Genomic DNA, 25,293 nt, shown 5'->3' on the forward strand with positions numbered 1-25,293 from the left:
GTCACATCCCCAATGCAGTGCGGGCGTTGGACCACGCATCGACGCAGTGCCGCGAGCTCTCGCCCTTGGCCTGAGCCGCGGCGAACAGCCGGGAGGCGTGGGCGTCGGTCAGGCAGCCGCACCGGCCGTGGGCGGACAGCACCGCGAGGAACGTGCGGTACACGGTCGCGTGCACGCCGCTGGCCGCCTCGGCGATGCGCTGCTCCGCCATGGAGATGCCGCGTTCGAGGTAGGCGGGGATGCGGTGACGGCACTCCCCACCCCCGGTCGGCACGGGCACGGCTACGGGCCGGACCGGTGACGGCTTCTTGACGATCAGAGCCTGTACGGCGTCGGGCAGAGCGGTCATGGTGCCGGTGCCGGGGCCGAGCCACCGGGCGTAGACCATCGTCGACTTGATGTCGACACCGTCACGGACCGCGTTCACGGAGGGCATCGCGCCCCGGTAGATCCAGTGCTCACCGCGCGTCGTCGCCACGGTCCGCGTGGCGGGCAACGCCCGTCGGGCCCACGCGACGGCGTCGGCGTGGTCGAGGTCGACGACGGTCAGCCCGATTCCGCCGGGGTACCAGGCAACCGCCGCCGCTTGCTTCCATGCCGTCGCCCATGCGGGCCCGGTGAGGGTGTCGTGGTCGGTGGTGGCGGCGGCCCACGCGTGGCACGGTCGCGGGCAGTCGCACGGGCCGGGGGTCTTCATGTTCGGCCGGCCACCACAGGCGTTGCCTCGGCAGGCCGGGCAGTTCCCGAACGGGACCTTCCCCGCCCGTAACGGCAGGACCGGAACGGCCCGGTCGGCAAGGTCCAGGGCGGCGGTGAGGAGGTGGGTGTTCATGCTGCGGTTCCGGTGGGCTCGTCGTGCGCGGCGACGATTTCCATGAGCAGGGTCTCGGCGGCCATGAGGTGGCCGACGAGGACATCGGGGTTGGTGAGGTCGATGGGGCCGATGTTCGCGACGTAGGCGCGGGCGGCCTCGATCGCGACGACGCGTGCGGCCTCCCGCACGGGGGTGGGATGAGTCATGATGGATGTCTCCAGTTCTGTGACTGGCGGACGAGAGCGGCCCCGCGACTTTGGCGAGACGAGGGGGCCGCTTTCGGTTTGCCTGGCGGTATCCGGAATCCCTGCCGTCGATGGGGCAGGGAGGCTTGAGCACCCCTTGCCGGGGTGCGTGTGGAGGGGGTTTCGGGGGTCTGACCTGCGGTGCCTCCCTGACTCCCTGACAGATCATTTCCGCTGGTCAGGGCCAGGGAGGCGGGGGCAGGGAGGGGGTCAGGGACTTCTCCCTGCCTCCCTGCCGACGGGGGGTGTGCCTCCCTGCTATTCGGCGGCGGAAGCGGAACCGTTGGTGTCGCGGTTGTCGAGGTGGCGGGCGAGGCGGTCCCGGGCGATCGTCATGCGACCGTCGGACTTGTAGGGTTCGGCCCCGGTGCCGTCGAGCGCCCGCTTGAGGTCGATGAACGACCACGTGCCGTAGGCGTTCTTGCTCAGCACCGCGAGGCGCTTGAGCACGTCCTGCGTGAGCAGCCGCGGCGCGTCTCCGAGGACGGTCATGATGTCGGCGACCTCGTCGCGCTCGGGGGTGTGGTCGACGGCGGCCACCGTGGTGACGCCGTCGCGCAACGCTTTGGCTCGGTCCGCGATCTCGGCGGCCTGGTCGCCGTCGATGTAGTGGGTCCGCACGGTCACCGACGTCTGTCCGGGGGCGAGCTTGATGCCGTCCCCGGCGACGACGACGGTTCCCTTGTCGAGGCCCTGGCGGAGCTTGTGGGGGGCCGCGCCGCCGTCGATCGCCGCGTCCCCGACCGCCATGCGGGCCTGTGACTCGGTGCCGAGGACGAGGGACGAGCGGATGTGGTTGCCCTCACGGGAGCGCTTGGGCAGGTTCTCGTTCGTCGGGTCCTGGGTGCCCTCCCACGTGGTGACGTTGACCGCGCGCCCCTGGTCGTGGATCGCCTTGATCGCCCGGAAGTACCGGGACGTCGACTTCGCCCCACCCAGCGGGATCTTGTTCTCGTCGACGGCCCCGGACCCGTAGGCCACCTGCGCTTCGTCGATGATGACGACCAGCGGGTGGAACTCCTTGCCGGGGGCCAGGAGACGCCGGTTCATCTCGCGGGCAGCCTCTTCGACCATCTCCGTCACATCGAGTACGTGATCGTCGGTCGGCCCCTGGATCAGGACGGTGGCCAGTCCGTCGAACATGGCCCAGTCGCCGATGCCCTTGAGGTCACCGATGCGGAACTCCACCTTCGGGTCGAACGCCAGCCACAGGGCCAGCGCGCGCAGGGACGCGGTCTTGCCCTGGTTCGACAGCCCGGTGATCAGCAGCATCCGCTGGAACAGGCTGACCAGGGCGGCGTCGCCGCGCAGGTCCTGGCCCCACGGTGCCCGGCCCGACTTGTAGTCGGCTCGGATGTCGGGGTCGGTGACCAGCGGGGACGGGCCGATCGGCTCGTCCAGCGCGCCGCTGTCCGCGATCCACAGCCGGACGGTGCGCGGGGCCGGCGGGATGGTGATGAACACTTCGTGCTCGTGCCGGTTGAGGTTCTCCGCGAGCTTCTTGCGCCGGTTCTGGATCTCCTCGGTCGACACCCCCGATGGGAGGTGAACGTCGACCTCGACACCGCACCCGGCGATCGTGATCGGGCTGAGCATCTGCGCCCCGACGTCGCCCATCTCCTTGATGGCCTTGCGGAGCGTCGACACTCCAAGGTCGCGCATCGCGGTGACCACGATGGACGGCGTGATCGGGGTGCCCTGACCGTCACGGTCCCTCACGGGCAGCGCCCACTGAGGTGCGGCCTGCTGGTGACGCCCCACGCCCCACAGGGCCAGTAAGGCGGCCCAGGGGCCGAGGATGACCAGGGGGCCCCAGACCACGGTGATGATGGCGACGATCCAGCGGATCAGTTCGATCAGGGCGAGGGTGGGGGTGGCGAGGTCGGCGAAGTTCTCGTTGGCGACGGCGAGGATGATGCCGAGGAGTAGCAGGCCACCGGCGGTGATGCCGAGCCCGGCCGCCGCCCCCTTGGCCGCCTTGACTGGCGCGGACAGCAGATCCATGCGGCGTTGGTGGCGTGCGGCGCGGAAGCGCTGGCCGCGCTCTTCCCACTCGGTGGCCAGCTCCAGGTTCCCCGCGGCTTCCGCCGCCCGCAGCATCCGCTCGTACCGGGCGGCGGTGCGCCCCTCCCACGCACGGCGGGCCACGATCCGCCCGCCGCCGACCACGTACATGCCGTGGCGGACGGTGAACCGGCCCGCCGTGCGGGTGCGTTCGTGCGTGACGGCGGTGCGCAGGGCGCGGGCGGTGCGGACCGCCCGCGACCCCTGCGGGACGGCCTTGGGCGGGGTGCTGGTCGGCTCGGTGGCCGGGTCCTTGACCAGGTTGACGGGTTCGGCCGGCGGGGTGGGTCGGTGGTCGTCGAGGTGGTGCACGGTCCCCATTCCGGGGTCCGCGACGGCGGGTTCGGTCATGATGAACGTGCCTCTCCTGATTAATGGCTTGGGTGGGGTGTGATGGGGGTGGCCGGTTTCCTTGGCCGGGTCCGGCCGCCCCCGCTCAGCTCTGCTCGGCCTTGTGGACGGCCCGCTCAGCGAGGCGGACGCGCTGCTCGGCCTGCTTGCGGGCCTCGCGGGCGGCGGGCTTGTCGGCGCGGGGAGCGGTGCGCTCGATGGCCTTGGCGGTGGCGAGGTCCTGGCGGGCGTCGGCCTGCACCTTGTGCAGTGCGGCGAGTTCCTGCGCGCCGCGGGCGGCGGCGGCCTGGTCGATGCGCTCGATCTTGCGGCGGATGTCCGGGTCGACGCAGTCCGCGAGGGCCTGCTTGAAGCCCTTGCGGAACAGCTTGGAGCGTTCACGGGACTCGGCTCGGGTGTAGCTGTGCACGATGAACCTCCCTGGTCGGGCCGGACTGTCCGGCTCCCCTTGCCGCCCCGACCGTGGCCGGGGCGACGCGGGCAGCCGTCAGACGGGCCGCAACTCGTGGGCGTGGCACAGGACGGGGGCGATCCAGATGCTGATCCGGTCCACCGTCCACCGGCCCTCGGTAAGGGGGCCGGGCGGTACTTCGTCGAGAATCCGGCCGGTCTTGCCGGCCGCGCGCGGGTCGTCCTCACACGAGACGATCCGCACCTGATCACCTGCCTTGAACATGGGCTTGTCCCTTGAGGTCAGCGGCGGCGGCCCTTGCGCAGCGAGGCGGCGGCAGCCTTGCCGTCCGCACCCCCGACGGACTTCACGACGGTCACGACGCCCCACGCGCACACGGAGGCGACCAGGGCGAGGAGCGCCAAGTTGGCGGCGATGGCGGTGAGGACGCCGACGAGGAGCGGGCCGAAGTAGACCCCGGCGGCCACCGCCCCGGCGCCCACGCCGGAGCCGAGCGCGAGGCGCTGCACCGTCCGGTCCGGCGGGGCCTGGTGGACGTGGACGACCTGCGGCACGGTGTTGGTGGGCTGGTAGGTGGCGGGGAGGTGGTCGGTGTAGGCGAGGGTGCCGTCCGGGAGCTGCACGACGGACGGCGGGCGGGGTGCGGGCAGGTGGTCCATGTGGTGTCCCTTCGGGTCAGGTGGCCAGCGGGGCGCAGTCGGCGCAGGACGGATCGGCGCACAGTTCGACGCGGCCGAGCCGGAGGAAGTGGGTGAGCGCGTTCGCGGCGTTGCCGCCGCGCTCTCCGGCGAGGTGGAGACCGGCGGCGTGGATGGTGCGGGTCAGCCGTTCGCGGAGGGTGATCCCAGCGGACATGGGTGGTTCCTCTCGGTCAGGCGGCGGGGGCGTCGTGGCAGGGCACGCACATGCCGAGTGACAGGGGGATGCAATACCCGGCGTCGGTCCGGCAGTTGGGGCAGGTGCGGCGGGCCCGCATCGCCGCAGCTAGAGCAGCGGCACGGCCCGGAGTCATGGGCCGTACGGGCTTGGCCCGGTCGACGCGGTAGAGGTAGGCGACCAGCGGGGCCCTGCGGCGGCGAGGCCGGTGGAGTTCGGCGACGACGTCCTGACCACCCGGCCGCAGCCCCAGCGCGCGGAGCTGACGGCGGGTGGCCAGACCATCGGGGGCGAGCCGCCACCGGTAGACGTCGGCCATCAGGCTGCGACGCGCTTCCACGCGCCACGCAGCCGGACCTCGGACGCGGAGTGGCCGGCGGCCCGGAAGCGGGTGGACATCTCCCGGTATGACAGGGCCGGGGTCTCGCTGTGCCGGATCTCATCCACCAGCCGATCCAGCTCCGCATCGGACAGACCGGGCGCGGCATCGAGAGCGGGGACGGGGTTGGTGGGGCCCCAGACGGGCAGCTCCCAGGTGGGTGTGACGCCGGGTGTGACGCGGGTCGTCACGCTGGTCAGCGCCCTGCCGGTGTCCTTCCCGGACCGGGTGCTCTCCAGCGTCGACCAGGCCCGGGCGAGGGTGGTGGCGGTCTGTGCCTGGACGCGTGCGACGCGCGCCCCGGCCTGCGTCACGGCCGTCAGCCGCGTCTCTTCGGTGCCCGCTTCGGCCCGCAGCCGGGCACGGGCAACGGCGGCTTCGTCGCGGGCTTCCTGCTGGATGCCCTGGATCGCCTCCAGCGCGGAACCGGTCAACGCGGTGCGCTCCCACATTCCGTGGACCAGCCACAGGGCTTTCGCGGCCAGGGGCAGCCAGGCGACCGCGAGCCACGCGCTGGCGCTTCCGTCGGCGGTGACGGCGTGGGCGACCAAAACACCAGTGGCGACCAGACCGAAGCCCCAGCCCACCGCCGTGACCGGGGTGGAGTGATCGCCCTGCGCGGCTAGACGACGTTCATAGGCGAGCGTGGCGAGCCATCCACCGTCGATCCCGAGACCGACCACCAGCGCGATCAGCCACGGCATCGAGGTGCCGAGCCACATCACGACCACGGCCAGCGTGAGAACCATGGATACCGCCGTCATCGCGACAGCGGGAAGAACCGTCTTCGCGGCCTTGGCACTCATGCCGCACCCCCCGCCGGGGGAACGGTGGCCGGGGCGGTGAGGGGGCGGACGGGGATCTTGACGAACAGTCGCCGCGGGGAGCGGTGGTGGCGTCCCACTTCCACTCGGCCCCGTCCCGAACCGTGTACCCGAGAGCGGCCAGAGCGGCCACGCGCTCCGGAACGTCAGGGACAGGGGTGACGCGGCCGAAGCCATGCACCGGCCAGTCCCGCGGCTCGTAACCGGTCAGGACGTACAGCTTCCAGATCCCGGAAGCGTGCAGGACCATGCGGGCCTCGGGGAGCAGGGACATCACGCCACCTCCCCGGCGCCCTGGAGGTTGGCCAGGTCACGGCGAGCGGCCAGCACCCGCCGGCGGGCCCGGCGGATACGCCGCTCGTCCAGCTCGGTCGGCGTCCGGTCGATGGTCATGATCTGCGCGTCCAGCAGGACGACGTCCGCCAGGATGGCGGGCATCTCCGTCTCGATCGCGTCCAGCTCGGCGTCCGACGGCTCACCGTCGAACGGGGTGGCCGTAACAACGGCCTGAAGTGCTGCGATGCTCTTCATGAGTCGTTCTCTCCCTGTGAAGGTGGTGCGGCTCGACAGCGGCCCCGGGTGGCACCCCGGGGCCGCGCTGCGTCGTGAAGTGGTTGGGGTGTCAGGCGGTGGCGGCGGTGCGGACGAGGTTGTCGGCGGCCTCGATCGCGGCCTGGCGGTAGAAGTCGAGGAGTTCGCGGTTCTCGGTGTTCCGCAGTGCGTACGTCGCACTGGCCGCGTCCTGGGCGACCCCGGCGAGGTCGGGGGCGAGGATCGCCAGCGTGGTCAGCGGTGCGGTCAGGGCGGAGCGGGTGTTGTGACTGGCCGCGCGGGCGGCCTGGTAGTCGGCGTTCGAAGCGCCGGACAGCCGCAGGTCCTCGCGGACCCACATCGATCGGCGGTGATCGGCCAGCGCCACCGTCAACGCGGTGACAGCCGCGATCCGGTCCCGCCGCTCCTCGTACCCGCGAACCTCGGCGCGGTCCTTGCGGGCGGTGCGCTGCTGGAGCAGGTAGGTGGTGACCGAACCCAGCAGGGTTCCCACTACCGCGATGGCGCTGAGCCACATGGTGAGCCCCTCTCGTTGGATGAAACCGGGTGTCCGGCTCCCCTCAGCCCCGCCCGTACGGCACCACCACAAGGGCAGTCCGGACGGGCGGGGGAGGCAACCGGCCGCAGCGGTCATGGGACTGCGGATGGTCTGGATGTTGCGGGTGTCTCCTTCGGGAACACGAGCTCCCGGGTAGGCGTATGGAGACGTGACCTTTCGGTCTAAGCCCTCCGGTTGACCAGGGGTCCGGGACCCTCGGCCCGATCTGTCCCGGGCCCCTTGGCGTCTCGCCCGAAGACGTGACGCCCGGTCATGCAGGTCGAAGCAGCCCAAAGAAGGGCCGCGCTTTCCGAGCTGACCAACTTGGCTAGCCCGGTTGAGCTGCCCACAACGTAGCCATGGTGACTAGCCATGTCAACATCTGGCTAGCCTGGCTGCCCTGATCACAGATTTGGGGCGTAGCATCGAGGCATGACTTTCACGCCCGAACCGCTGGACCCGGACGACAGCCGTCCGCCCTACGAGCAGGTCGCGAGCAGCCTTGCCGCAGCCATTCGGACGAGGAGGCTCGCCCCCGGCGACAAGCTGCCGTCGCACAAGAACCTCACCGACCTGTACGGGTTCGCCAGGGCGACGATTCAGCGCGCACTGCGGGACTTGGAGGATGAAGGGCTGGTCGTCTCCCGCAAGGGAAGCGGCGTGTACGTTCGGAACCGGACCGAGCGGCCGGCCGGTCTACGGCCCTACGTCGAGCAGGCTTTCGCCAGCCCGAACGTCTCAATCGACTTCGCTGGGTTCTCCAGCGAGACGCTGCATGGAGCACTACAAGAACCGATCGACAAGATCCGGGTCGGCCGACTGACACCGACCAGCATCAGCATCCGAATCTTGGTGCCGGACATGGCCGTGCCCCAGGCCGCGCCAGTGCGCCAGAGTGACGGCGCAGACGATCCCCGCCTCCGGACCCGCATGCACGACATGATGGTCGGCTTCACCCGAAGCATCGCCAACGCCGTGGGGGAACTTCAGCACCTCGGCCTGGTTCAAGAGGCCACTGTCAGCGTGAGAGTTCACAGCGGAACGCAGTTCTTCAAGCTCTACGTCATCAACCAGGGAGACGCGTTCTTCGGGTACTACCCGATCCGCCCGAACAAGGTGTCCGCAGGAGGGGAAGCGATCGACATCTACGACCTGGTGGGAGCGGACGCCGCGCTATTCCACTACTCCACCAATGAGGGAGACGCGACCAGCGGCGCACAGCAGGTCGAACAGGCCCGCCTCTGGTTCGAGAGCGTCTGGAGCACCATTGGAAGGGACTTCGACCCCTATGGCGTCTGAGAGCCTGACCGCTACCGTCGCCGCTACCCGCGGCGTGCTCTTCGACTTCGACGGGCCCGTCTGCGACGTGTTCGCCGGGCACCCCGCCCCTGGCGTCGCGCGAGAGCTCGCCGCCATCCTCGCCCAGATCGACACGACGACTGGCGAGCGGGCCCTCGAAACGGACGATCCGATGGAAGTGCTGCGATTGGCACCCCGCGCCGGCGAGAATGCCGTGCGCCGCATCGAAGAAGCCCTCACGGCGGCAGAAGTCTCGGCGGTCAAGGCTGCGGGCATCCCCGTCACGGGCGCCGTGGATTCTCTTCGTGCGGCCCATAGGTCCGGCCGAAGAGTCGCGATCGTCAGCAACAACTCGGCCGCGTGCGTGAGGGAATTCCTGGCACTCCACGACCTCGATCGATTCGTTCACCAAGTGATCGGCCGCTCCCCGAACCGCCCCGACCTCATGAAACCCTCGCCGTTCTCTCTTGAGAAAGCCGCCAGGGAACTTGGGGTCCGAGCGAGCACCTGCACACTGATCGGTGATTCAACTACGGACATCGAGGCCGCCGCGCGAGCGGGCTCCATGGCGATCGGCTTCGCCAACAAGCCAGGCAAAGAGGCAAGTCTCGTTGCGGCTGGAGCTAGGACGATCATTACGGGTATGGACGCCGTCGCTGCCGCTCTTCTGATGCCGCCCGTGGCGCGTTGACCTCCTCGCCCGGGGAGCCAAACGGGGGCCAACGCACCCAACCGGAGAGGGACGAGCGTGGACGCCAACAGACGAGCCGACGCCCCATCTGCCTAGCACAGGACCAAGCTGGCCAGCCTGGCATTCCCTGAATAGCGTTCGGGACGAAGATGTGATGGGGCAGAATCCTGCCACCCCGGCGGCTTAGGCGTCAGGACAGAGGGCCGGAACTGCTCTCAGTTCCGGCCCTAGCTTTGGGCATGTGTAACTGCGTGGCCACCGTGCCGCCAATGAGGGAGCTGTTACAGGTTTCTCTACCTCATCAAGGCCCGCGCACGGCGCGGGCGCGCGCCGCCTCGGTGGCGCGGCCTGCCTCCTGTATGCGCCCCGGCTGGCCGCGCCCGGCGGCTGCGGGCATGAGGTGGGGAGACACTCTCTGCGGCTGGGGCGGTCGATCAAGCGTCGCCGGAGGAGACGGGATGAGCGATTGGTTTGATATTCCTCAAGACGGCACAGGCAAGCGGGCTTCCAAATGCTTTTCGGTTTCCTGAAGGAAAGCCGTTCGGGCCTCGCGGAATAAATCCCTTGAACGCCGCAAGTCTCGCTCAAGAATAGAGATCAAATGAGAGGTGTGAATGACGAGTAGTGCTGCAATTTCCCCTTGATCAAGCGCCTCACATTCTCGCAGCTTGCGCTCTGCGTCAGAGAACTGAGTAGGCGCCCCGACGGACCCGGAGACTGCTATTCTGGCGATGCCCTCAGCGATAAGGGCTAGCGGTTCACGAAATTCTCTTCCCGCGCTCTCAATAAACGGCGCGAACATCATCATGGCAGTATGCATCGCACTCTCTGGCGGTGATGCCGCAGAAGTTGCGCCGAGCTGGCCTGGCAGCGCTTCGAGGGACTGGTTTGCCTCAACGATCCGCAAGGACCGTGCAGGTACTTCCCCTGAGGTAGTGACAGCAATTTCTTGCCGCGCCTCGGCCAGCATCCTATCGAATTTTCGCTGAGTGACCATGTAAGGCCTTAGGAAAGCCGCAAGGATCAGCCTCTCGGTGAGGATGTGATCTACGTTCCGAGCTATCTTGAATATTTCTGGAGGCCCATCGAATTCCACATCTGCGAGCCTGTTGTGAATTTCCGATATGGTGCTTTCGAATTCGGGATCATGAGGGGTTCCTCCCCGGCTCATCGTCGCTGCCTTACTGGCTAGGTCGTCTGCTGCTCGAATGAACGCAAGCCAGGCTGAGCGTCGTTTATCGTCGCGCCATTGTTTATGGCCTGCCGCCACCTGTGCGCGCGCAGCAGAGATCGTTGCTGCAGCCTGATGTCGCCCAACTGCGTATGCGACTCCTGAGGCAGGTATTGCCACGGCTGCCCCAATAAGGGCGGAGATTGTCTCAACCTGCACCTACGACCCCCCGTCTCGACCTCAGAGCAGTCAGTCTGCCCTCTCTCAGCGCCTCGCCTCTCGATGCGGACCACTGGATACTCGCAGCTTGGCGCGCCCAGCGACATCGAACGTCTCGCAACTATTGCGTTCCCTACGTTCATCAAGGCCCGCGCACGGGGCGGGCGCGGCCTGCCTCCTGTCTGCGCCGGCAGCCACTTTGGGGCGAGCCTCTAAGATCATGGCCCCAACGTCGTGCCTACGGGCAGGTCCACTGACTTCCCGACTCGCCTTGAGCGTACGGGGCCATGATCACTCGCCCCAAAGCAGCTCTAGCCCAAAGCTGCTCCGCCGACCTCTTATCACGTGCGACCATATGCGCATTTCTCACTCATCGTCGTAATCGGGGCCGTCGTACTCATGCGTGCCTGAGTCCGCATACTTCTCATAGAGGTCTTCAGTGTAAGTCTCGTCGATTTCCTGGTAAAGATCGGCAGCGTGCATGCGCGCTGCCGACTCCAACTGCAGCCCACACACGGAGCAGTCAAAGCCAGTCGTTATCTGCCTTTCCTCGTATACGATCGCGTCATCCTCGACCCTTTCCTTTGACTTTTGCACAGTCGAGAACGTCAGAAGACCGGGAACCTCGCAAGCCGGACAGTCTGCGGTCTTCACCCATCGCGGGTATTCCTTCTTCCGATTATGGACCTCTTCGTCTCGGAGATTCGCAGCGAACTGCTTATGGCGGGCTATGAGCTTCGTCACCTCCGCCCGCACTGCACTATCCTCGACATTTTGCAGATGCCTCGCTTGCTCGATTACCTGCTCTGGGAGGTAGTCAGTTACTTCCTCGCCCAGATGCTTAGCGAGAGAGTCAACGATTTGGAGGAACTTAGGCAACCACTTGTGTGCCGGAATATTACGGAGAGGGGAAGAGCCAGAGTGAAGTTCCTCGTTTCGAATGTTCGCAAGAAATGCTATGTCCTTCTGGACTTGATCAATGCGGAATCCGTCCACTATGAGTGCCAGTCTGCGAGCAGCCAGCGTTGTGGCGATGGAGCGAGGGCTCTCAGAACCGATGTCGACCCCAGCAGCACTCAGGGCGCTGTTTCCTTCGTGCGATGCAAGGAGGACAGGGGACACCCTTGCTAGAGGGGCACGGAGCATGAACTCGAAACCCAGCAGGAGCCAAAGATAGCCCTGGTCGATATCATCCGCATCGTAGCTGTCCTCAGCTCTGCCGAAGTAGAGCTTCGCCTTAGCTATGAAATCAGCATCACGCCACATAATTACTTCTCTCGACTTTTACGACGATTCTGTGAATCACACGCTGACCGACTGTAGCTGCAGAGCGCCTATGGAGGCACCTCCAGTTGTCAATGATTAGAACATCACCTGGATGCCAATGGTGGACAGCGGTGGGAGGCGCGGCGGGGACGTCGCTCAGAAATTCCTCCGCTATTTTTCCTGTGGGAGTCGTGCGCAATGGATCCCACTTGGCGCAGATAACGCCATTCCGTCGCATGACGAATGGAGCTAAATATGAGAAGTTTCGCGCGTTTACCAGTAACGAGAGGCGGCTGTACTTTTTGAGCGTCTTGCCCTCGCCCAACGAACGAAGGTCCAGGATGTCAGTTGTTGCAGAGTCTGCCGCGACGGTATCAGCTCGCATCAATATGTAACGCGGGGGATCCTTGTCAACTGCTCCGTCGGAATGCCAAGGAAATTGCCCCAACCCGTAATGCGACGAAATGGTACTCGGCCTAGCGTCTTGTTCTCGCTTCGGGGTCAGAACATCGAGAACCGGTCCGTTGCGACGGGTGGGGGTTGGCCTACCCATCGCACCAGCAATCTCGATGAATCGCGCCACATCGACATCTCTCAGAACGCAGAATCCAGCTGATTCGAGGTTGTGACTGTCTATTCCTAGTAGCATTTCCCGTTAGCCTGTCTCGCATCATTTGCTGATCAGCTCTCGATCTACAGAACCGATCTGGTCCGGCGGGTGGGGTTCGGCTCACTCTTGCGTTCGCTCACCCATCAGTATCAGCCGGATGCGATCCGCCCACACAGCGCGTTACCTCTCCGCAACACTATGTGCGTCGTGGCGTTCTGGATGGGTGACCTTTGGGCGCGTGAATGAACGCCGGTGCCACTGTCGGCGCCAGCGTTATCGAGGGCGACCTCACGGTGATCCATGGGCAGCCGACCGGCCCCCTGAGGACCGACGCCCGGCCCGTCATCGACTTGGAGTGTGTCCGCCGCCACCGCGAACGCTGGCACCAGTAGGCATACGCTCCGCATGTGTGGCTTCTGCTGGGCCGTCGACGGACGGCCCACGACGACCAACGGTCACCTTCAACGGCCACGGCGGGCCCGACACCAGGAGGTGTCGGGCCCGCCGTGGGGCCGAAGAGGCAGCGGCATGCGGACGGGTCTTGTCTGTCACAAGACGGATCAGTCGAATTCCATGCGGTAGGAGTGCCGGTTCGGCTCTTATGGACAGACAGCTGGCAACCGAGTGGAGGAAATATGCCTCAGGCACACAACGGCATCCTCGTCCCAGAGGATCGGGAAACGGACTCGTGGAGCATGCAGTGGCGGCTCATGTGTCCGGCCTGTGGTGCCAGGGAGGTGGAGCGGGAGGCGCGTGGCGGTGACCACGAAGCAGTAACCGTCCATCCGGACCGTGATGCCCACGACAGTCCCCTAGGAACGCGAGGCGGATACGTGAGCGTGTCGCTCACCTGTGCGGCGGGCCACGGATTCGACTTCATCATTGCCAACCACAAGGGCGAGGAGTTTGTAGGAGTCGTGCCCCGCACCTGACTTCGGCGACTTGCCACGCACCTCGGCCCCCAGGTGTCCCCCAGGAGTGTCTAACTGTGAAGAAGCTGCAGATGAGAGGCCTTAAACAGAGCCCTCTGTAAATCTGCCGGCTCAGCCTACCCAGGTTCGAACCCTGGCGCCGCCACGCGAACTGAAGCCCCCGACCAGTCCTTCTGGTCGGGGGCTTCCTCGTTCCCGGCAGTTGTCGGCCACTGGGTCAGTTGCCCGCGACGTCCTTCACGGACACCGTGACCGGCACGTTCCCCGAGATGACCTCGAGGGTCAGGCCCGCCGTCGCCGGGGTGTCCAGCAGCTCCAGGATCGTCGCCGCCACGTCGTCGCGCGGGATCGGGCCGCGCCCGGTCTTCGCGGCGAGCAGGATCTGTCCGTTGCCCGCGTCGTTGGTGAGCATCCCGGGGCGCAGGATCGTCCAGTCGAGCGCGGAGCGGGAGCGTACGTCCGCGTCCGCCGCGCCCTTCGCCCTCAGGTAGATGTCGAACACCTCGTCGCCGGGGTGGTCGGGGTCGGCGCCCATGGAGGAGATGACGATGTACCGGCGTACGCCCGCGGCTTGGGCCGCGTCGGCGAAGAGGACGGCGGCGCCCCGGTCGACGGTGTCCTTGCGGGCGGTGCCGCTGTTCGGTCCGGCGCCTGCCGCGAAGACGGCCGCGTCGGCCCCGCGCAGCACCTCCGCGGTCTCCTCCACGGAAGCCGATTCGAGGTCCAGCACGGCGGGTTCGGCGCCGATATCGGTGAGGTCCTGACTCTGTTGGGGGTTGCGGATGATCCCTACGGCTTCATCCCCGCGTGCGGCGAGCAGCCGCTCCAGCCGTAGTGCGATCTGTCCGTGTCCACCTGCGATGACAATGCGCATACCTCCGACCGTACGCCCGGCGGCCGCCACGTGCTCAGTTCTTGGGCCCGGTACCGGAGTCGGGTCGCCCCTGACGGGGGAGATCGGGGCCGGCGGTCGCATCGGCGCCGGAGTCGCAGTATTCGCGTACGGCGCTGGTGCGCGCGACGATCCGGCCGCGGTGGATGACGATCCGGCTGTAGGCAAGGGAGAGCGCGGCGGAGAGCTGTTTGCCGCGTACGGCGAGGAGTTCGGCGGGGAAGCCCGCCTCCACGCGGACGTCGGGCAGGCCGAGGGCGGAGCGGGCGGTGGAGGAGACCGTGGCGTAGGCGTGTTCGGCGCGCAGGCCGTGCTGCGAGGCGAGGAGGTACGCGGCCTCCAGCGGGTCGCCGCGGCCCACGGGGTTGGCCGTGTCGCGGAGCGCGCCGCTGCCTGCCGCCACGCGTACGCCCGCGGAGCGCAGGAGGCGTACGGGGGCGGTCGTGCGGCGTTCGGAGCCCGTACAGCCCCCCTGGGGGAGGCAGACGACGGTGATGGCGGCGGCGGCCAGCTGGTCGGCGGCCCGGCTCGCGGTCTCCAGGGGGAGGTGGGCGAGGCCGGCGCAGGGGCCGAGGGTGACCCCGGGGCGCAGGCCCCCGGCCATGGCGGCCAGGCGGGCGAGGCGGGCCGGGTCGTCGCCGTCGGTGTGCAGGTCGACGGGGCGGCCGTGTTCGGCGGCGACCTCCAGGACGGCCGCGGTGTAGCCGGTGGGGTCGGGGTCCAGGTCGGGGCAGCCGCCGACGACCGCGGCGCCCATCTTCACGGCGTCGCGGAGCATGGCGAGGCCGTCGGCCCCGGCGATGCCGGTGAGCAGGCGGGGGACGGCGACCGCGGTCAGGTCGGCGAGGCCGCGCAGGGCCCGCCGCGCCTGCAGGACGGCCTCCAGCGCGGCGAGGCCCTGGACGTCGCCGATGCGGACGTGGGTGCGCAGGGCGGTGGCGCCATGGCCGAGCTGGAGGAGGGCGGCCTCGGTGGCGCGGCGCTGGATGTCCTCGGGGTGGTCGGAGGCGGGCCCGGCGTCGTCGGCAGTGAGGGCGGTGTCGCCATGGGCGTGGGGCTCGGCCGGGGCGGGAAGCAGGAGGTAGCCGCGCAGGTCGAGGCGGGGGCCCCGGGCGGTGAGGCTGCCCGCGGTGCCGACGGCCTCGATGCGGCTGCCGCTCAGGCGTACGTCGACGGCGCGGCCGTCGGTCAGGCGGGCGCCGCTCAGGACGAGGGCGGGGGCGGTGGTGGCCGCTTCGGCGCTGTCGGGTGCGCTGTCGTCGGGCCGCCGCGGCCGGCTGTCGGGCATCGCGCTCCTGGGAGGGGTGCAGGATCGAGGGGGCAAGATCACAGGGAGGGGCCGAGCCCGGGGATGGCGGGGCGGTCCCGCCGGGCTCGCGAGGGGGTGTCCCGCCGATCATGACCGGGTCCGCGACGCGTGGCACGGCGGCTTCCGGGAAGAGCCCATTAGTCGTACCGGTACCCCCGCGTCGATGCGGGGAAGAGGCCCGTCCGGAAGCGGACGCGGGCTGGATCAAGGCCTGATCAGGGGTGTGGGCGAGCCCGGACCGGCGGCCGGAGCGTGGGGCCGAAACGGATTTGGGCGATCGGCCGGAGAGCGTGTAATGTCTTCCTCGCTCGCCCCAATAGCTCAGTCGGTAGAGCGTCTCCATGGTAAGGAGAAGGTCTGCGGTTCGATTCCGCATTGGGGCTCTGGTGATCGGGAAACCCCGCCTCGGCGGGGGGACCCATCATCAAAGCGGTGTAGCTCAGTCGGTAGAGCAAGCGGCTCATAATCGCTGTGTCACCGGTTCAAGTCCGGTCACCGCTACTAACGGTAGCCGATTGTTGGGTCGGTCCTTCGATCGGCTACTCTTTTATGCGTTCATCCGTCCATCGTCCGTCCAAGGAGCACTCACGTGGCTGCCACCGACGTCCGCCCGAAGATCACGCTGGCCTGCGTGGAGTGCAAGGAGCGGAACTACATCACCAAGAAGAACCGGCGTAACAACCCGGACCGTCTTGAGATGAAGAAGCACTGCCCGCGCTGCAACTCGCACACCGCGCACCGCGAAACGCGCTGAATCAGGCTCGTACACGAGGCCGCCCCCTCTGGGGGCGGCCTCGTGTCGTTGTACCGGGGCGCATCCCCGCACCGGGGCGTGCCCTTATTCGTCTTTCCATCAGGAGGTAGCGAGCTCATGGCGCTCGACCAGTCCTTCGTGGGGCGGACGTATCCGCCCACCCCGGCGTACGAGGTAGGCCGGGAGAAGATCCGCGAGTTCGCCGAGGCGGTGGGTGACACCCACCCGGCGTACGTCGACGTGGAGGCGGCCCGCGCGCTCGGCCACTCCGATGTGATCGCGCCCCCCACTTTCGTCTTCTCCATCACCTACCGGGCGGCCGGGGAGGTGGTGCAGGACCCGCGGCTGGGCCTGGACTACAGCCGGGTCGTCCACGGCGACCAGAAGTTCTCCTACGTCCGTCCGGTGCGGGCGGGGGACCGGCTGACGGTCACCTCCACGATCGAGACCATCAAGTCCATGGCGGGCAACGACATCGTGGACATCCGCGGCGATGTGCACGACGAGGCCGGCGAACTGGTCGTCTCGGCGCTCACGAAGCTGGTGGCACGCGCCGCCGAGGAGGCGTGATGACGGCGAAGGTCTCCTACGAGGCGGTCGAGGTCGGTACGGAGCTGCCCGCGCAGTCGTTCCCGGTGACGCGGGCGACGCTCGTGCAGTACGCGGGTGCGTCGGGCGACTTCAACCCGATCCACTGGAACGAGAAGTTCGCGCGTGAGGTCGGGCTGCCGGATGTGATCGCCCACGGCATGTTCACGATGGCCGAGGCGATCCGCGTGGTCACGGACTGGGCCGGGGATCCGGGCGCGGTCGTCGACTACGGGGTGCGGTTCACCAAGCCGGTCGTCGTGCCCAACGACGACAAGGGCGCGCTGATCGAGGTCAGCGGCAAGGTCGCGGCCAAGCTGGAGGACAACCTGGTCCGGGTGGACCTGGTGGCCGTGTGCGACGGCAAGAAGGTGCTCGGCATGTCCCGCGCCGTCGTCCGACTCGCCTGAGGTCCCGCGCGCCACCCGTACGGTCCGTGGCCCCGCCCGAGCGGCGGAGCCACGGACCGTACTCTTGTCCCCGTGCAGGAACTCCACGATGCCCCCCTCGCCCCCCTGACCACCTTCCGGCTCGGCGGTCCCGCCACCCGACTCCTGACGGCCACCACCGACGCCGAGGTGGTCGCCGCCGTTGCCGAGGCCGACGCGAGCGGCACCCCGCTGCTGGTCATCGGCGGCGGCTCCAACCTGGTCATCGGCGACAAGGGCTTCGACGGCACGGCGCTGCGGATCGCCACCGGGGGATTCGCGCTCTCCGGTACGTCGCTGGAACTGGCGGCCGGGGAAGTCTGGACCGATGCCGTCGCCCGGACCGTGGAGGCGGGCCTCGCGGGCATCGAGTGCCTGGCCGGAATCCCCGGCTCCGCCGGCGCGACGCCCATCCAGAACGTCGGGGCGTACGGGCAGGAGGTGTCCTCCACGATCACGGAGGTCGTCGCCTACGACCGGCACACCCGGGAGACGGTGACCCTTCCGAACGCGGAGTGCTCCTTCTCGTACCGCCACAGCCGCTTCAAGGCGGAACCCGACCGTTTCGTGGTGCTCCGGGTCCGCTTCGAGCTGGAGGAGGCGGGCGGTCTCTCCGCGCCCCTGGCGTACCCGGAGACCGCCAGGGCCATGGGCGTCGAGCAGGGCGAGCGCGTGCCCGCCTCCGCCGCCCGGGAGACCGTGCTGAAGCTGCGCGCCGGCAAGGGCATGGTGCTGGACCCGGACGACCACGACACCTGGTCCGCGGGGTCCTTCTTCACCAACCCGATCCTCGACGAGGCCGCGCTCCAGGACTTCCTGGCGCGGGTCCACGAGCGCCTCGGCCCTGACGTGACGCCCCCGGCGTTCCCCGCCGAGGACGGCCGCACCAAGACCTCGGCGGCCTGGCTGATCGACCGGGCCGGCTTCACCAAGGGGTACGGCAGCGGCCCGGCCCGGATCTCCACCAAGCACACCCTCGCCCTCACCAACCGCGGCGAGGCCACCACCGAGGACCTCCTCGCGCTGGCCCGTGAGGTCGTCGCCGGGGTCCACGCGGCCTTCGGCGTCACCCTGGTCAACGAGCCGGTGACGGTCGGCGTCGCCCTGTAAGCGTTCGCGTCACCCTGTGAGGGCTCAGTAGGCGATGCCCACGCCCTGCCTCACGGACGCCGGGCCAACCTCACCGAGGTCGCCCGGCAGGCCGAGGACTGCGGCAACTCGGGGCGGGCCCCCACCTGCCCATCCAGGGGCTCGACGCCTACCTCCGTGCCGAACAGCGCGCGGGCCGGGTGCGAGCGGACGCCGACACCTACGCGGCGGCCTCACTCCTGCTCGGCGCCTGCGCACAGCGGGCCTTCGCCTACGACGCGCTCCCCGGCGGGACGCCCCCGCAGCCGCTGGACGCGTTCGCCGCCTCGCTCTCCCGCACCCTGTGGCCGGAATCAGCTAGCCAGCCAGTCGTCGATCCCGGACAGCAGCTTGTCCCGTACGCCGACGGGGGCCGCCGATCCGCGGACCGACTGGCGGGCCAGCTCGGCCAGCTCCGCGTCGGTGAAGCCGTGGTGGCGCCGGACCAGCTCGTACTGCGCGGCCAGCCGCGATCCGAACAGCAGCGGGTCGTCCGCGCCCAGCGCCATCGGCACCCCCGCGTCGAACAAGGTGCGCAAGGGGACGTCCGCGGCCTTCTCGTAGACGCCGAGCGCCACGTTGGAGGACGGGCAGACCTCACAGGTCACCTGGCGCTCGGCCAGCCGCGCCAGCAGGCGGGGATCCTCGGCCGCCCGGACCCCGTGGCCGATGCGCGAGGCGTCCAGGTCGTCCAGGCAGTCGCGCACGCTGGCGGCGCCCGCGAGCTCCCCGCCGTGCGGGGCCGCCAGCAGGCCGCCCTCCCGGGCGATGGCGAAGGCCCGGTCGAAGTCGCGGGCCATGCCGCGCCGCTCGTCGTTGGAGAGACCGAAGCCGACGACGCCCCGGTCCGCGTACCGCACGGCCAGCCGCGCCAGGGTCCGGGCGTCCAGCGGGTGCTTCATCCGGTTCGCGGCGATCACCACGCGCATCCCCAGACCGGTGTCCCGGGCGGCGCTGTCCACCGCGTCGAGGATGATCTCGATCGCCGGGATCAGTCCGCCGAGCAGCGGGGCGTACGAGGTGGGGTCGACCTGGATCTCCAGCCAGCCGGAGCCGTCCGCGACGTCCTCCTCGGCGCTCTCGCGGACCAGGCGGTGGATGTCCTCGGGGGACCGGAGGCAGGACCGGGCGATGTCGTAGAGCCGCTGGAAGCGGAACCAGCCGCGCTCGTCGGTCGCCCGCAGCTTCGGAGGCTCGCCGCCGGTCAGTGCGTCGGGGAGGTGGACCCCGTACTTGTCGGCGAGTTCGAGCAGGGTCGTGGGCCGCATCGACCCGGTGAAGTGCAGGTGCAGGTGGGCCTTGGGCAACAGACGTACATCACGCTCCATTTGAAGATCCTGCCGCACGCGCGGGCCGGAGCGGAAGCCGCTTTCCTCTTTGGAGTGGGCCTGAGACGAAAAGGGCCCCCGGCCGAGGCGGCCGGGGGCACAATTCGCGGGCTTCTCAGGCCTTGGCCTCGCCCAGCAGCTTCTGGAGCCGGGAGACGCCCTCGATGAGGTCGTCGTCGCCCAGCGCGTAGGAGAGGCGGAGGTAGCCGGGGGTGCCGAAGGCCTCACCCGGGACGACGGCGACCTCGGCCTCGTCCAGGATGAGGGCCGCGAGCTCGACCGAGTCGGCCGGGCGCCTGCCGCGGATCTCCTTGCCGAGCAGCCCCTTCACCGACGGGTAGGCGTAGAACGCGCCCTCGGGCTCCGGGCAGAGCACGCCGTCGATCTCGTTGAGCATCCGCACGATGAGGTTGCGGCGGCGGTCGAAGGCGGTCCGCATCTCGGCGACGGCGTCCAGCGGGCCGGAGACCGCGGCCAGCGCGGCGATCTGGGCCACGTTGGAGACGTTGGAAGTGGCGTGCGACTGGAGGTTGGTCGCGGCCTTGACGACGTCCTTGGGGCCGATGATCCACCCCACCCGCCAACCGGTCATCGCGTACGTCTTGGCGACGCCGTTGACGACGATGCACTTGTCGCGCAGCTCCGGCACGATCGCCGGGAGCGAGGTGAACTTCGCGTCGCCGTAGACGAGGTGCTCGTAGATCTCGTCGGTCATGACCCACAGGCCGTGCTCGACGGCCCAGCGGCCGATCGCCTCGGCGTCGGCCTCGCTGTAGACGGCGCCGGTCGGGTTGGACGGCGAGACGAAGAGGACGACCTTGGTCCTCTCGGTGCGCGCGGCCTCCAGCTGCTCGACCGAGACCCGGTAGCCGGTGGTCTCGTCGGCGACGACCTCGACCGGGACACCGCCGGCGAGGCGGATCGACTCGGGGTACGTGGTCCAGTACGGGGCGGGGACGATGACCTCGTCGCCCGGGTCGAGGATCGCCGCGAAGGCCTCGTAGATGGCCTGCTTGCCGCCGTTGGTCACCAGGATCTGGCCGGCGTCGACCTCGTAGCCGGAGTCCCGCAGCGTCTTCTCTGCGATGGCGGCCTTGAGCTCGGGGAGCCCGCCGGCCGGGGTGTAGCGGTGGTACTTCGGGTTGCGGCAGGCCTCGACCGCGGCGTCGACGATGTAGCCGGGGGTCGGGAAGTCGGGCTCGCCGGCACCGAAGCCGATCACCGGACGGCCGGCGGCCTTGAGGGCCTTGGCCTTGGCGTCGACGGCGAGGGTCGCGGACTCGGAGATCGCACCGATGCGGGCGGAAACCCGGCGCTCGGACGGAGAAGTTGCAGCGCTCATGGGCCCCATGCTCCCAGACCGGAAAACCCGTCGGCACACGGGTTTCAGGGACCGGACATGACGCGGACGGGAACCGGACAGGACCGGTCGGTAGTTGTCTGTTCGACGCGGCGGCCCTGAGCACGTACACTCACCTGTCGTTGGCCTTCACCAGCCACACCGTTTCTGCACCCGGGCACCGGGAAAGATGCGGTAGGTTGATGGAAACCACCAAGGGTCGTAGCTCAATTGGTAGAGCACTGGTCTCCAAAACCAGCGGTTGGGGGTTCAAGTCCCTCCGGCCCTGCTACACACTCCTTCGCCAGGATGTGTGCGCATGTACGTACTTCATTGCACAGCCGTGCGGCTCCACCGGGCGCGGCACGGCCACGACCCGGAATCAGGTGAGAAGCGTGACGGACGCCGTGGGCTCCATCGACATGCCTGATGCTGAGGATGAATCCCCCGAGTCCGGCAAGAAGACTCGGAAGGGCGGCAAGCGCGGCAAGAAGGGTCCTCTGGGCCGTCTCGCGCTGTTCTACCGCCAGATCGTCGCCGAACTCCGTAAGGTTGTCTGGCCGACCCGCAGCCAGCTGACGACATACACCAGTGTGGTGATTGTGTTCGTCGTCGTCATGATTGGTCTTGTTACCGTTCTTGACATGGGATTCGCGCGGGTCGTCAAGTACGTCTTCGGCTGAGCCGGCGGAAGGCGTCCGACCGGCGCCCCCACCGCATGTTCCACCCCTTTGTATCCAGGAAGAAGCAGCCATCGTGTCTGACCCGAACCTGAACGACGCCGTCGAGCCCGAGGCTGGCGCCTTCGAGTCCGCCGAGGACGAGCTCGACATCGTTGAGGCTGCTGATTCCGAGAAGCCCGCTCAGGCCGAGGCCACCGAGACCGCTGTGGACGCCGTCGCCGACGAGACGATCGAGGCCGACGAGGACGCCGAGGTGGCGGAAGCCGTCGAGGCCGAGGCCGACGACGAGAGCGCCGACGGGGAAGAGGCCGAGCCGGCCGCCCCCGTCGACCCCGTCACCGCCCTGCGCGACGAGCTCCGCACCCTCCCCGGCGAGTGGTACGTCATCCACACGTACGCCGGGTACGAGAAGCGCGTGAAGGCCAACCTGGAGCAGCGCGCCGTCTCGCTCAACGTGGAGGAGTTCATCTATCAGGCCGAGGTGCCTGAAGAGGAAATCGTCCAGATCAAGAACGGTGAGCGCAAGAACGTCCGGCAGAACAAGCTCCCCGGCTACGTGCTGGTGCGCATGGACCTGACGAACGAGTCCTGGGGCGTCGTGCGGAACACGCCGGGCGTCACCGGCTTCGTGGGCAACGCCTACGACCCGTACCCGCTGACCCTGGACGAGATCGTCAAGATGCTCGCCCCGGAGGCCGAGGAGAAGGCGGCCCGCGAGGCCGCAGAGGCCGAGGGCAAGCCGGCTCCGTCCCGCAAGGTCGAGGTCCAGGTGCTGGACTTCGAGGTGGGCGACTCGGTCACCGTCACCGACGGCCCGTTCGCCACGCTGCAGGCCACGATCAACGAGATCAACGCCGACTCGAAGAAGGTCAAGGGCCTCGTCGAGATCTTCGGCCGCGAGACCCCGGTCGAGCTGAGCTTCGACCAGATCCAGAAGAACTAGCGCTTCCCGCCGGTTTCTGGACACATGCCTACCCAGCAGGTCAGAGCAGCTTCGCGGCCGCTCTGACCTGCTGGGTTTTTGGTCGCACAGCTATACCCGTTATCGTTGTGCGGTATGCCTCCATCCGGATGACCGGAATCGGCGGCGAAACACTCTCATAGGACCCGGAGAGAGCAATGCCTCCCAAGAAGAAGAAGGTCACGGGGCTTATCAAGCTCCAGATCAACGCCGGTGCGGCGAACCCGGCCCCGCCGGTCGGCCCCGCGCTCGGTCAGCACGGCGTCAACATCATGGAGTTCTGCAAGGCCTACAACGCCGCGACCGAGTCGCAGCGTGGCATGGTCGTGCCGGTGGAGATCACGGTCTACGAGGACCGCTCCTTCACCTTCGTCACGAAGACTCCGCCGGCCGCCAAGCTGATCCTCAAGGCCGCGGGTGTGGACAAGGGCTCCGGCGAGCCGCACAAGACCAAGGTCGCCAAGCTGACGGCCGCCCAGGTCCGCGAGATCGCCACGACGAAGCTCCCCGACCTGAACGCCAATGACCTCGACGCCGCGTCGAAGATCATTGCCGGCACCGCCCGTTCCATGGGCATCACGGTCGAAGGCTGATTCAGCCCCGTAGCCCTCAGTGGTAGGACCAAGCGCTGGTCCGCACCACGACTCCACACTCTGAAACCACAGGAGTAGAAGTGAAGCGCAGCAAGAACCTCCGCGCTGCGGACGCCAAGATCGACCGGGAGCGCAACTACGCCCCGCTCGAGGCCGTCCGTCTCGCCAAGGAGACCTCCTCCACGAAGTTCGACGGCACCGTCGAGGTCGCCTTCGCGCTGGGTGTCGACCCGCGCAAGGCCGACCAGATGGTCCGCGGCACCGTGAACCTCCCGCACGGCACCGGCAAGACCGCCCGGGTCCTGGTCTTCGCGACCGGTGACCGTGCTGCGGCCGCGGAAGCCGCCGGAGCCGACATCGTCGGCGCCGACGAGCTCATCGACGAGGTGGCGAAGGGCCGTCTGGACTTCGACGCCGTCGTCGCCACCCCGGACCTCATGGGCAAGGTCGGCCGCCTGGGCCGCGTGCTCGGTCCGCGTGGTCTGATGCCGAACCCGAAGACCGGCACCGTCACCCCCGACGTCGTGAAGGCTGTCAACGACATCAAGGGCGGCAAGATCGAGTTCCGCGTCGACAAGCACTCGAACCTGCACTTCATCATCGGCAAGGTCTCCTTCGACGAGACCAAGCTGGTGGAGAACTACGCAGCGGCGCTGGACGAGATCCTCCGTCTGAAGCCGTCCGCCGCCAAGGGCCGCTACATCAAGAAGGCCACCCTGGCCACCACGATGGGCCCCGGCATCCCGCTGGACGCCGCCCGCACCCGCAACCTCCTCGTCGAGGAGGACCCGGCCGCCGTCTGAGCCACCGTGCTCACCCGGTAGCCGCGTCGCACGCGTGCACTGTGTGGACGGGCCCCGCAACCTTTCGAGGTGCGGGGCCCGTCCTCGTGTCCGGAGGAGATAATCCGCGGGGAACACGACGAGGGGTGGACGGGTCGGATGAGGACGAGCACGTTACGGCGCGTGGGTACGGGGGCCGCCGCGGCGGCCCTGATGTCGGTGGCGGCCTGCAGCGGCGGAGGAGGCGGCTCCGGTACGGCGGGAAGGCCGACGGGCGCAGGCGTGGCCGAGGCGAGCCCGGTGGCGGAGCTCCAGCAGATCCGGAAGAAGACCGGCACCGTGCGGTCGGCCCGGATCGAGGGCACCACCGAGATGGGCGACACCGTCTCCATGAAGCAGACGGGGACCATCGGGTGGGCCGACGGCCTGACGGGCTCGCTCACCATCACGTACACCGGCGGGACCATGGCCAAGGCCCTCAAGCAGGGCGGCGGCGACGGATCGGTCCGGGCGCGCTACCTCCAGGACGAGTACTACGCCGACATGGGCGACGCCTTCGCGGCGACCATCGGCGGCAGGCGCTGGGTCCGATACGCCTACAAGGACCTCGCGGAGCTCGGCGGGCCCGCGGGCGACGTCCTGAAGGAGCAGGTGCAGAACAGCACTCCCGAGCAGGGCCTGAAGGCTCTCCTGGCAGCGGGGGACGTCAGGAAGGCCGGCCAGGAGGACGTGCGGGGCGTCCCCGCCACCCGCTACTCCGGCACGGTCGACGTGGCGGAGCTGACCGGGCGGAACGGCGCTCTGGACGCCGTGCAGCTCGCCGCCCTCAAGGAGCAGCTTTCCGCGGCCGGCGTCACCACCCAGACCGTCGACATCTGGGTGGGCAAGGATGATCTGCTGGTGAAGAAGACCGAGCGCGGCGAGACGGCGGCCGGGGCGTTCAGCTCGACGGTCTTCTACAGCGACTACGGCACCGAGGTCACCGTGGAGAGGCCGCCGGCCGCCGACACGGTCGACTTCAAGGAGATCCTGGAGCAACGGGCGGCCGGATCCTCCTGACCGCTGCCCAAACCTCCCGCACCGGAGTGCGCGGCGCCGGATTTGCCCGGCGCGCCCCCGGTCGCGTACGCTCCACAGGAAGCCAAAGACCGCTGGTCGTCGCCGCGCTCTCGTCAGAGGGACGGTGACCGAAGGTTCCGACAGATCGGACGACCTGCGCAGGTGACTGTGGAACTGCTCCCGGACTCTGTCCGGTCGAGCCGCGC

At 68.5% G+C, this 25,293-nt stretch carries 30 protein-coding genes, 3 tRNA genes and 1 pseudogene; 15 read left to right on the top strand and 19 right to left on the bottom strand.

Features of this window, described 5'->3' with window-relative positions; genetic code table 11:
* Position 1: 1 nt before the first annotated feature.
* The 12 genes from AMK21_RS13525 to AMK21_RS13575 all read right to left on the bottom strand — a co-directional run bounded on the left by AMK21_RS13525 (position 2) and on the right by AMK21_RS13575 (position 7,034).
* Entirely contained in the window at positions 2-832 is an 831-nt protein-coding gene (locus tag AMK21_RS13525; protein ID WP_073877522.1) for a bifunctional DNA primase/polymerase, read from the bottom strand.
* Positions 829-1,020: a hypothetical protein gene (locus AMK21_RS13530; protein ID WP_073877524.1), complete on the bottom strand. Its 192-nt coding sequence runs from the start codon at positions 1,018-1,020 to the stop codon at positions 829-831. Before AMK21_RS13530 ends, AMK21_RS13525 begins: the two co-directional genes overlap by 4 nt.
* 297 nt (positions 1,021-1,317) lie before the next feature.
* Entirely contained in the window at positions 1,318-3,474 is a 2,157-nt protein-coding gene (locus tag AMK21_RS13535; protein ID WP_234421924.1) for an ATP-binding protein, read from the bottom strand.
* A gap of 85 nt (positions 3,475-3,559) precedes the next feature.
* Positions 3,560-3,883 (bottom strand): hypothetical protein, encoded by a 324-nt coding sequence (locus AMK21_RS13540; RefSeq protein ID WP_073877526.1) that lies wholly within the window; start codon positions 3,881-3,883, stop codon positions 3,560-3,562.
* A 78-nt stretch (positions 3,884-3,961) separates the two neighbouring features.
* Complete coding sequence (locus AMK21_RS13545; RefSeq protein ID WP_073877529.1) at positions 3,962-4,150, bottom strand: hypothetical protein; 189 nt, start codon at positions 4,148-4,150, stop codon at positions 3,962-3,964.
* A gap of 17 nt (positions 4,151-4,167) precedes the next feature.
* Positions 4,168-4,545 carry a DUF6251 family protein gene (locus AMK21_RS13550; protein ID WP_073877531.1) on the bottom strand — a complete coding sequence of 126 codons (378 nt, stop codon included), beginning with the start codon at positions 4,543-4,545 and terminating at the stop codon, positions 4,168-4,170.
* A 16-nt stretch (positions 4,546-4,561) separates the two neighbouring features.
* Positions 4,562-4,741, bottom strand: a complete 180-nt coding sequence (locus AMK21_RS13555; protein ID WP_073877533.1) for a hypothetical protein — start codon at positions 4,739-4,741, stop codon at positions 4,562-4,564.
* Between the two features lie 16 nt (positions 4,742-4,757).
* Positions 4,758-5,081 (bottom strand): RRQRL motif-containing zinc-binding protein, encoded by a 324-nt coding sequence (locus AMK21_RS13560; RefSeq protein ID WP_073877535.1) that lies wholly within the window; start codon positions 5,079-5,081, stop codon positions 4,758-4,760.
* A complete protein-coding gene (locus AMK21_RS13565) occupies positions 5,081-5,890 on the bottom strand; it encodes a protein spdB (protein ID WP_234421925.1) in 810 nt (269 codons plus the stop codon). The genes AMK21_RS13560 and AMK21_RS13565 overlap by 1 nt, the downstream gene beginning before the upstream one ends.
* Positions 5,775-6,239: a DUF6303 family protein gene (locus AMK21_RS36035; protein ID WP_324613893.1), complete on the bottom strand. Its 465-nt coding sequence runs from the start codon at positions 6,237-6,239 to the stop codon at positions 5,775-5,777. The genes AMK21_RS13565 and AMK21_RS36035 overlap by 116 nt, the downstream gene beginning before the upstream one ends.
* Positions 6,239-6,496 carry a DUF6284 family protein gene (locus AMK21_RS13570; protein WP_073877539.1) on the bottom strand — a complete coding sequence of 86 codons (258 nt, stop codon included), beginning with the start codon at positions 6,494-6,496 and terminating at the stop codon, positions 6,239-6,241. Before AMK21_RS13570 ends, AMK21_RS36035 begins: the two co-directional genes overlap by 1 nt.
* Positions 6,497-6,587: 91 nt before the next feature.
* On the bottom strand, positions 6,588-7,034 hold the full coding sequence (locus AMK21_RS13575; RefSeq protein ID WP_073877541.1) for a protein kilB: 447 nt from the start codon (positions 7,032-7,034) through the stop codon (positions 6,588-6,590).
* Between the two features lie 453 nt (positions 7,035-7,487).
* On the opposite strand from AMK21_RS13575, the gene AMK21_RS13580 reads away from it, so the two are divergent.
* Positions 7,488-8,354: a GntR family transcriptional regulator gene (locus AMK21_RS13580; protein ID WP_073877543.1), complete on the top strand. Its 867-nt coding sequence runs from the start codon at positions 7,488-7,490 to the stop codon at positions 8,352-8,354.
* Positions 8,344-9,045, top strand: coding sequence for an HAD family hydrolase (locus tag AMK21_RS13585; protein WP_073877545.1), 702 nt, complete (start codon positions 8,344-8,346; stop codon positions 9,043-9,045). Before AMK21_RS13580 ends, AMK21_RS13585 begins: the two co-directional genes overlap by 11 nt.
* A 481-nt stretch (positions 9,046-9,526) precedes the next feature.
* Here AMK21_RS13585 and AMK21_RS34850 read toward each other — a convergent pair whose 3' ends face one another.
* From AMK21_RS34850 to AMK21_RS13610, 5 genes are all read right to left on the bottom strand, one after another.
* Positions 9,527-10,435: a hypothetical protein gene (locus AMK21_RS34850; RefSeq protein ID WP_143194861.1), complete on the bottom strand. Its 909-nt coding sequence runs from the start codon at positions 10,433-10,435 to the stop codon at positions 9,527-9,529.
* 366 nt (positions 10,436-10,801) lie between these two features.
* On the bottom strand, positions 10,802-11,701 hold the full coding sequence (locus AMK21_RS34855; RefSeq protein ID WP_143194862.1) for a hypothetical protein: 900 nt from the start codon (positions 11,699-11,701) through the stop codon (positions 10,802-10,804).
* Positions 11,691-12,350, bottom strand: coding sequence for a TauD/TfdA family dioxygenase (locus AMK21_RS37095; protein WP_073877551.1), 660 nt, complete (start codon positions 12,348-12,350; stop codon positions 11,691-11,693). The genes AMK21_RS34855 and AMK21_RS37095 overlap by 11 nt, the downstream gene beginning before the upstream one ends.
* A 1,110-nt stretch (positions 12,351-13,460) precedes the next feature.
* A complete protein-coding gene (locus AMK21_RS13605) occupies positions 13,461-14,117 on the bottom strand; it encodes an SDR family oxidoreductase (RefSeq protein WP_073877946.1) in 657 nt (218 codons plus the stop codon).
* 34 nt (positions 14,118-14,151) lie between these two features.
* Positions 14,152-15,423, bottom strand: a complete 1,272-nt coding sequence (locus tag AMK21_RS13610; protein ID WP_073877553.1) for a hydrolase — start codon at positions 15,421-15,423, stop codon at positions 14,152-14,154.
* Positions 15,424-15,754: 331 nt separating this feature from the next.
* Between AMK21_RS13610 and AMK21_RS13615 the strand changes: the two genes are divergently transcribed.
* From AMK21_RS13615 to AMK21_RS36040, 7 genes and pseudogenes are all read left to right on the top strand, one after another.
* Positions 15,755-15,827 (top strand) — tRNA-Thr (locus AMK21_RS13615).
* 45 nt (positions 15,828-15,872) lie between these two features.
* Positions 15,873-15,945 (top strand) — tRNA-Met (locus AMK21_RS13620).
* 88 nt (positions 15,946-16,033) lie between these two features.
* Positions 16,034-16,198: a 50S ribosomal protein L33 gene (rpmG, locus tag AMK21_RS13625; protein WP_003956487.1), complete on the top strand. Its 165-nt coding sequence runs from the start codon at positions 16,034-16,036 to the stop codon at positions 16,196-16,198.
* A gap of 117 nt (positions 16,199-16,315) precedes the next feature.
* On the top strand, positions 16,316-16,768 hold the full coding sequence (locus AMK21_RS13630; protein ID WP_073877555.1) for a MaoC family dehydratase N-terminal domain-containing protein: 453 nt from the start codon (positions 16,316-16,318) through the stop codon (positions 16,766-16,768).
* Complete coding sequence (locus tag AMK21_RS13635; protein ID WP_073877557.1) at positions 16,768-17,196, top strand: MaoC family dehydratase; 429 nt, start codon at positions 16,768-16,770, stop codon at positions 17,194-17,196. The genes AMK21_RS13630 and AMK21_RS13635 overlap by 1 nt, the downstream gene beginning before the upstream one ends.
* A 72-nt stretch (positions 17,197-17,268) precedes the next feature.
* Positions 17,269-18,324, top strand: coding sequence for a UDP-N-acetylmuramate dehydrogenase (locus AMK21_RS13640; protein ID WP_073877559.1), 1,056 nt, complete (start codon positions 17,269-17,271; stop codon positions 18,322-18,324).
* Between the two features lie 104 nt (positions 18,325-18,428).
* A pseudogene (locus AMK21_RS36040) lies at positions 18,429-18,647 on the top strand (TetR/AcrR family transcriptional regulator); the annotation flags it as partial.
* A gap of 9 nt (positions 18,648-18,656) precedes the next feature.
* Here the strand turns inward: AMK21_RS36040 and AMK21_RS13650 are convergent.
* Together AMK21_RS13650 and AMK21_RS13655 are read right to left on the bottom strand one after the other, a co-directional pair.
* Positions 18,657-19,670 carry an adenosine deaminase gene (locus AMK21_RS13650; RefSeq protein WP_073877561.1) on the bottom strand — a complete coding sequence of 338 codons (1,014 nt, stop codon included), beginning with the start codon at positions 19,668-19,670 and terminating at the stop codon, positions 18,657-18,659.
* A gap of 115 nt (positions 19,671-19,785) precedes the next feature.
* The gene (locus AMK21_RS13655) at positions 19,786-21,012 is read right to left on the bottom strand and encodes a pyridoxal phosphate-dependent aminotransferase (RefSeq protein ID WP_073877563.1); all 1,227 of its coding nucleotides are present in this window, start codon (positions 21,010-21,012) and stop codon (positions 19,786-19,788) included.
* A 213-nt stretch (positions 21,013-21,225) separates the two neighbouring features.
* On the opposite strand from AMK21_RS13655, the gene AMK21_RS13660 reads away from it, so the two are divergent.
* The 6 genes from AMK21_RS13660 to AMK21_RS13685 all read left to right on the top strand — a co-directional run bounded on the left by AMK21_RS13660 (position 21,226) and on the right by AMK21_RS13685 (position 25,087).
* Positions 21,226-21,298: transfer RNA gene (locus AMK21_RS13660), tRNA-Trp, on the top strand.
* A 106-nt stretch (positions 21,299-21,404) separates the two neighbouring features.
* Positions 21,405-21,692 (top strand): preprotein translocase subunit SecE, encoded by a 288-nt coding sequence (gene secE, locus AMK21_RS13665; RefSeq protein ID WP_073877565.1) that lies wholly within the window; start codon positions 21,405-21,407, stop codon positions 21,690-21,692.
* A gap of 73 nt (positions 21,693-21,765) precedes the next feature.
* A complete protein-coding gene (nusG, locus tag AMK21_RS13670; protein WP_073877567.1) occupies positions 21,766-22,635 on the top strand; it encodes a transcription termination/antitermination protein NusG in 870 nt (289 codons plus the stop codon).
* A gap of 176 nt (positions 22,636-22,811) precedes the next feature.
* Positions 22,812-23,246: a 50S ribosomal protein L11 gene (gene rplK, locus AMK21_RS13675; RefSeq protein WP_003967000.1), complete on the top strand. Its 435-nt coding sequence runs from the start codon at positions 22,812-22,814 to the stop codon at positions 23,244-23,246.
* An 80-nt stretch (positions 23,247-23,326) separates the two neighbouring features.
* Positions 23,327-24,049: a 50S ribosomal protein L1 gene (gene rplA, locus AMK21_RS13680; protein ID WP_073877569.1), complete on the top strand. Its 723-nt coding sequence runs from the start codon at positions 23,327-23,329 to the stop codon at positions 24,047-24,049.
* 138 nt (positions 24,050-24,187) lie between these two features.
* A complete protein-coding gene (locus AMK21_RS13685; RefSeq protein WP_073877571.1) occupies positions 24,188-25,087 on the top strand; it encodes a hypothetical protein in 900 nt (299 codons plus the stop codon).
* The last annotated feature ends 206 nt before the right edge of the window (positions 25,088-25,293 follow it).

This window comes from Streptomyces sp. CB00316 (assembly GCF_001905595.1).
Taxonomy (GTDB): domain Bacteria; phylum Actinomycetota; class Actinomycetes; order Streptomycetales; family Streptomycetaceae; genus Streptomyces.

Bases quoted from the DNA above. Each gene is read 5' to 3' on its own strand.
- AMK21_RS13525 (WP_073877522.1), bottom strand. From the start codon at position 832: ATGAACACCCACCTCCTCACCGCCGCCCTGGACCTTGCCGACCGGGCC.
- AMK21_RS13530 (WP_073877524.1), bottom strand. From the start codon at position 1,020: ATGACTCATCCCACCCCCGTGCGGGAGGCCGCACGCGTCGTCGCGATC.
- AMK21_RS13535 (WP_234421924.1), bottom strand. From the start codon at position 3,474: ATGACCGAACCCGCCGTCGCGGACCCCGGAATGGGGACCGTGCACCAC.
- AMK21_RS13545 (WP_073877529.1), bottom strand. From the start codon at position 4,150: ATGTTCAAGGCAGGTGATCAGGTGCGGATCGTCTCGTGTGAGGACGAC.
- AMK21_RS13550 (WP_073877531.1), bottom strand. From the start codon at position 4,545: ATGGACCACCTGCCCGCACCCCGCCCGCCGTCCGTCGTGCAGCTCCCG.
- AMK21_RS13555 (WP_073877533.1), bottom strand. From the start codon at position 4,741: ATGTCCGCTGGGATCACCCTCCGCGAACGGCTGACCCGCACCATCCAC.
- AMK21_RS13560 (WP_073877535.1), bottom strand. From the start codon at position 5,081: ATGGCCGACGTCTACCGGTGGCGGCTCGCCCCCGATGGTCTGGCCACC.
- AMK21_RS13565 (WP_234421925.1), bottom strand. From the start codon at position 5,890: ATGGTTCTCACGCTGGCCGTGGTCGTGATGTGGCTCGGCACCTCGATG.
- AMK21_RS36035 (WP_324613893.1), bottom strand. From the start codon at position 6,239: ATGTCCCTGCTCCCCGAGGCCCGCATGGTCCTGCACGCTTCCGGGATC.
- AMK21_RS13570 (WP_073877539.1), bottom strand. From the start codon at position 6,496: ATGAAGAGCATCGCAGCACTTCAGGCCGTTGTTACGGCCACCCCGTTC.
- AMK21_RS13575 (WP_073877541.1), bottom strand. From the start codon at position 7,034: ATGTGGCTCAGCGCCATCGCGGTAGTGGGAACCCTGCTGGGTTCGGTC.
- AMK21_RS13580 (WP_073877543.1), top strand. From the start codon at position 7,488: ATGACTTTCACGCCCGAACCGCTGGACCCGGACGACAGCCGTCCGCCC.
- AMK21_RS13585 (WP_073877545.1), top strand. From the start codon at position 8,344: ATGGCGTCTGAGAGCCTGACCGCTACCGTCGCCGCTACCCGCGGCGTG.
- AMK21_RS34855 (WP_143194862.1), bottom strand. From the start codon at position 11,701: ATGTGGCGTGATGCTGATTTCATAGCTAAGGCGAAGCTCTACTTCGGC.
- AMK21_RS37095 (WP_073877551.1), bottom strand. From the start codon at position 12,350: ATGCTACTAGGAATAGACAGTCACAACCTCGAATCAGCTGGATTCTGC.
- AMK21_RS13605 (WP_073877946.1), bottom strand. From the start codon at position 14,117: ATGCGCATTGTCATCGCAGGTGGACACGGACAGATCGCACTACGGCTG.
- AMK21_RS13610 (WP_073877553.1), bottom strand. From the start codon at position 15,423: ATGCCCGACAGCCGGCCGCGGCGGCCCGACGACAGCGCACCCGACAGC.
- AMK21_RS13630 (WP_073877555.1), top strand. From the start codon at position 16,316: ATGGCGCTCGACCAGTCCTTCGTGGGGCGGACGTATCCGCCCACCCCG.
- AMK21_RS13635 (WP_073877557.1), top strand. From the start codon at position 16,768: ATGACGGCGAAGGTCTCCTACGAGGCGGTCGAGGTCGGTACGGAGCTG.
- AMK21_RS13650 (WP_073877561.1), bottom strand. From the start codon at position 19,670: ATGGAGCGTGATGTACGTCTGTTGCCCAAGGCCCACCTGCACCTGCAC.
- AMK21_RS13655 (WP_073877563.1), bottom strand. From the start codon at position 21,012: ATGAGCGCTGCAACTTCTCCGTCCGAGCGCCGGGTTTCCGCCCGCATC.
- rplK (WP_003967000.1), top strand. From the start codon at position 22,812: ATGCCTCCCAAGAAGAAGAAGGTCACGGGGCTTATCAAGCTCCAGATC.
- AMK21_RS13685 (WP_073877571.1), top strand. From the start codon at position 24,188: ATGAGGACGAGCACGTTACGGCGCGTGGGTACGGGGGCCGCCGCGGCG.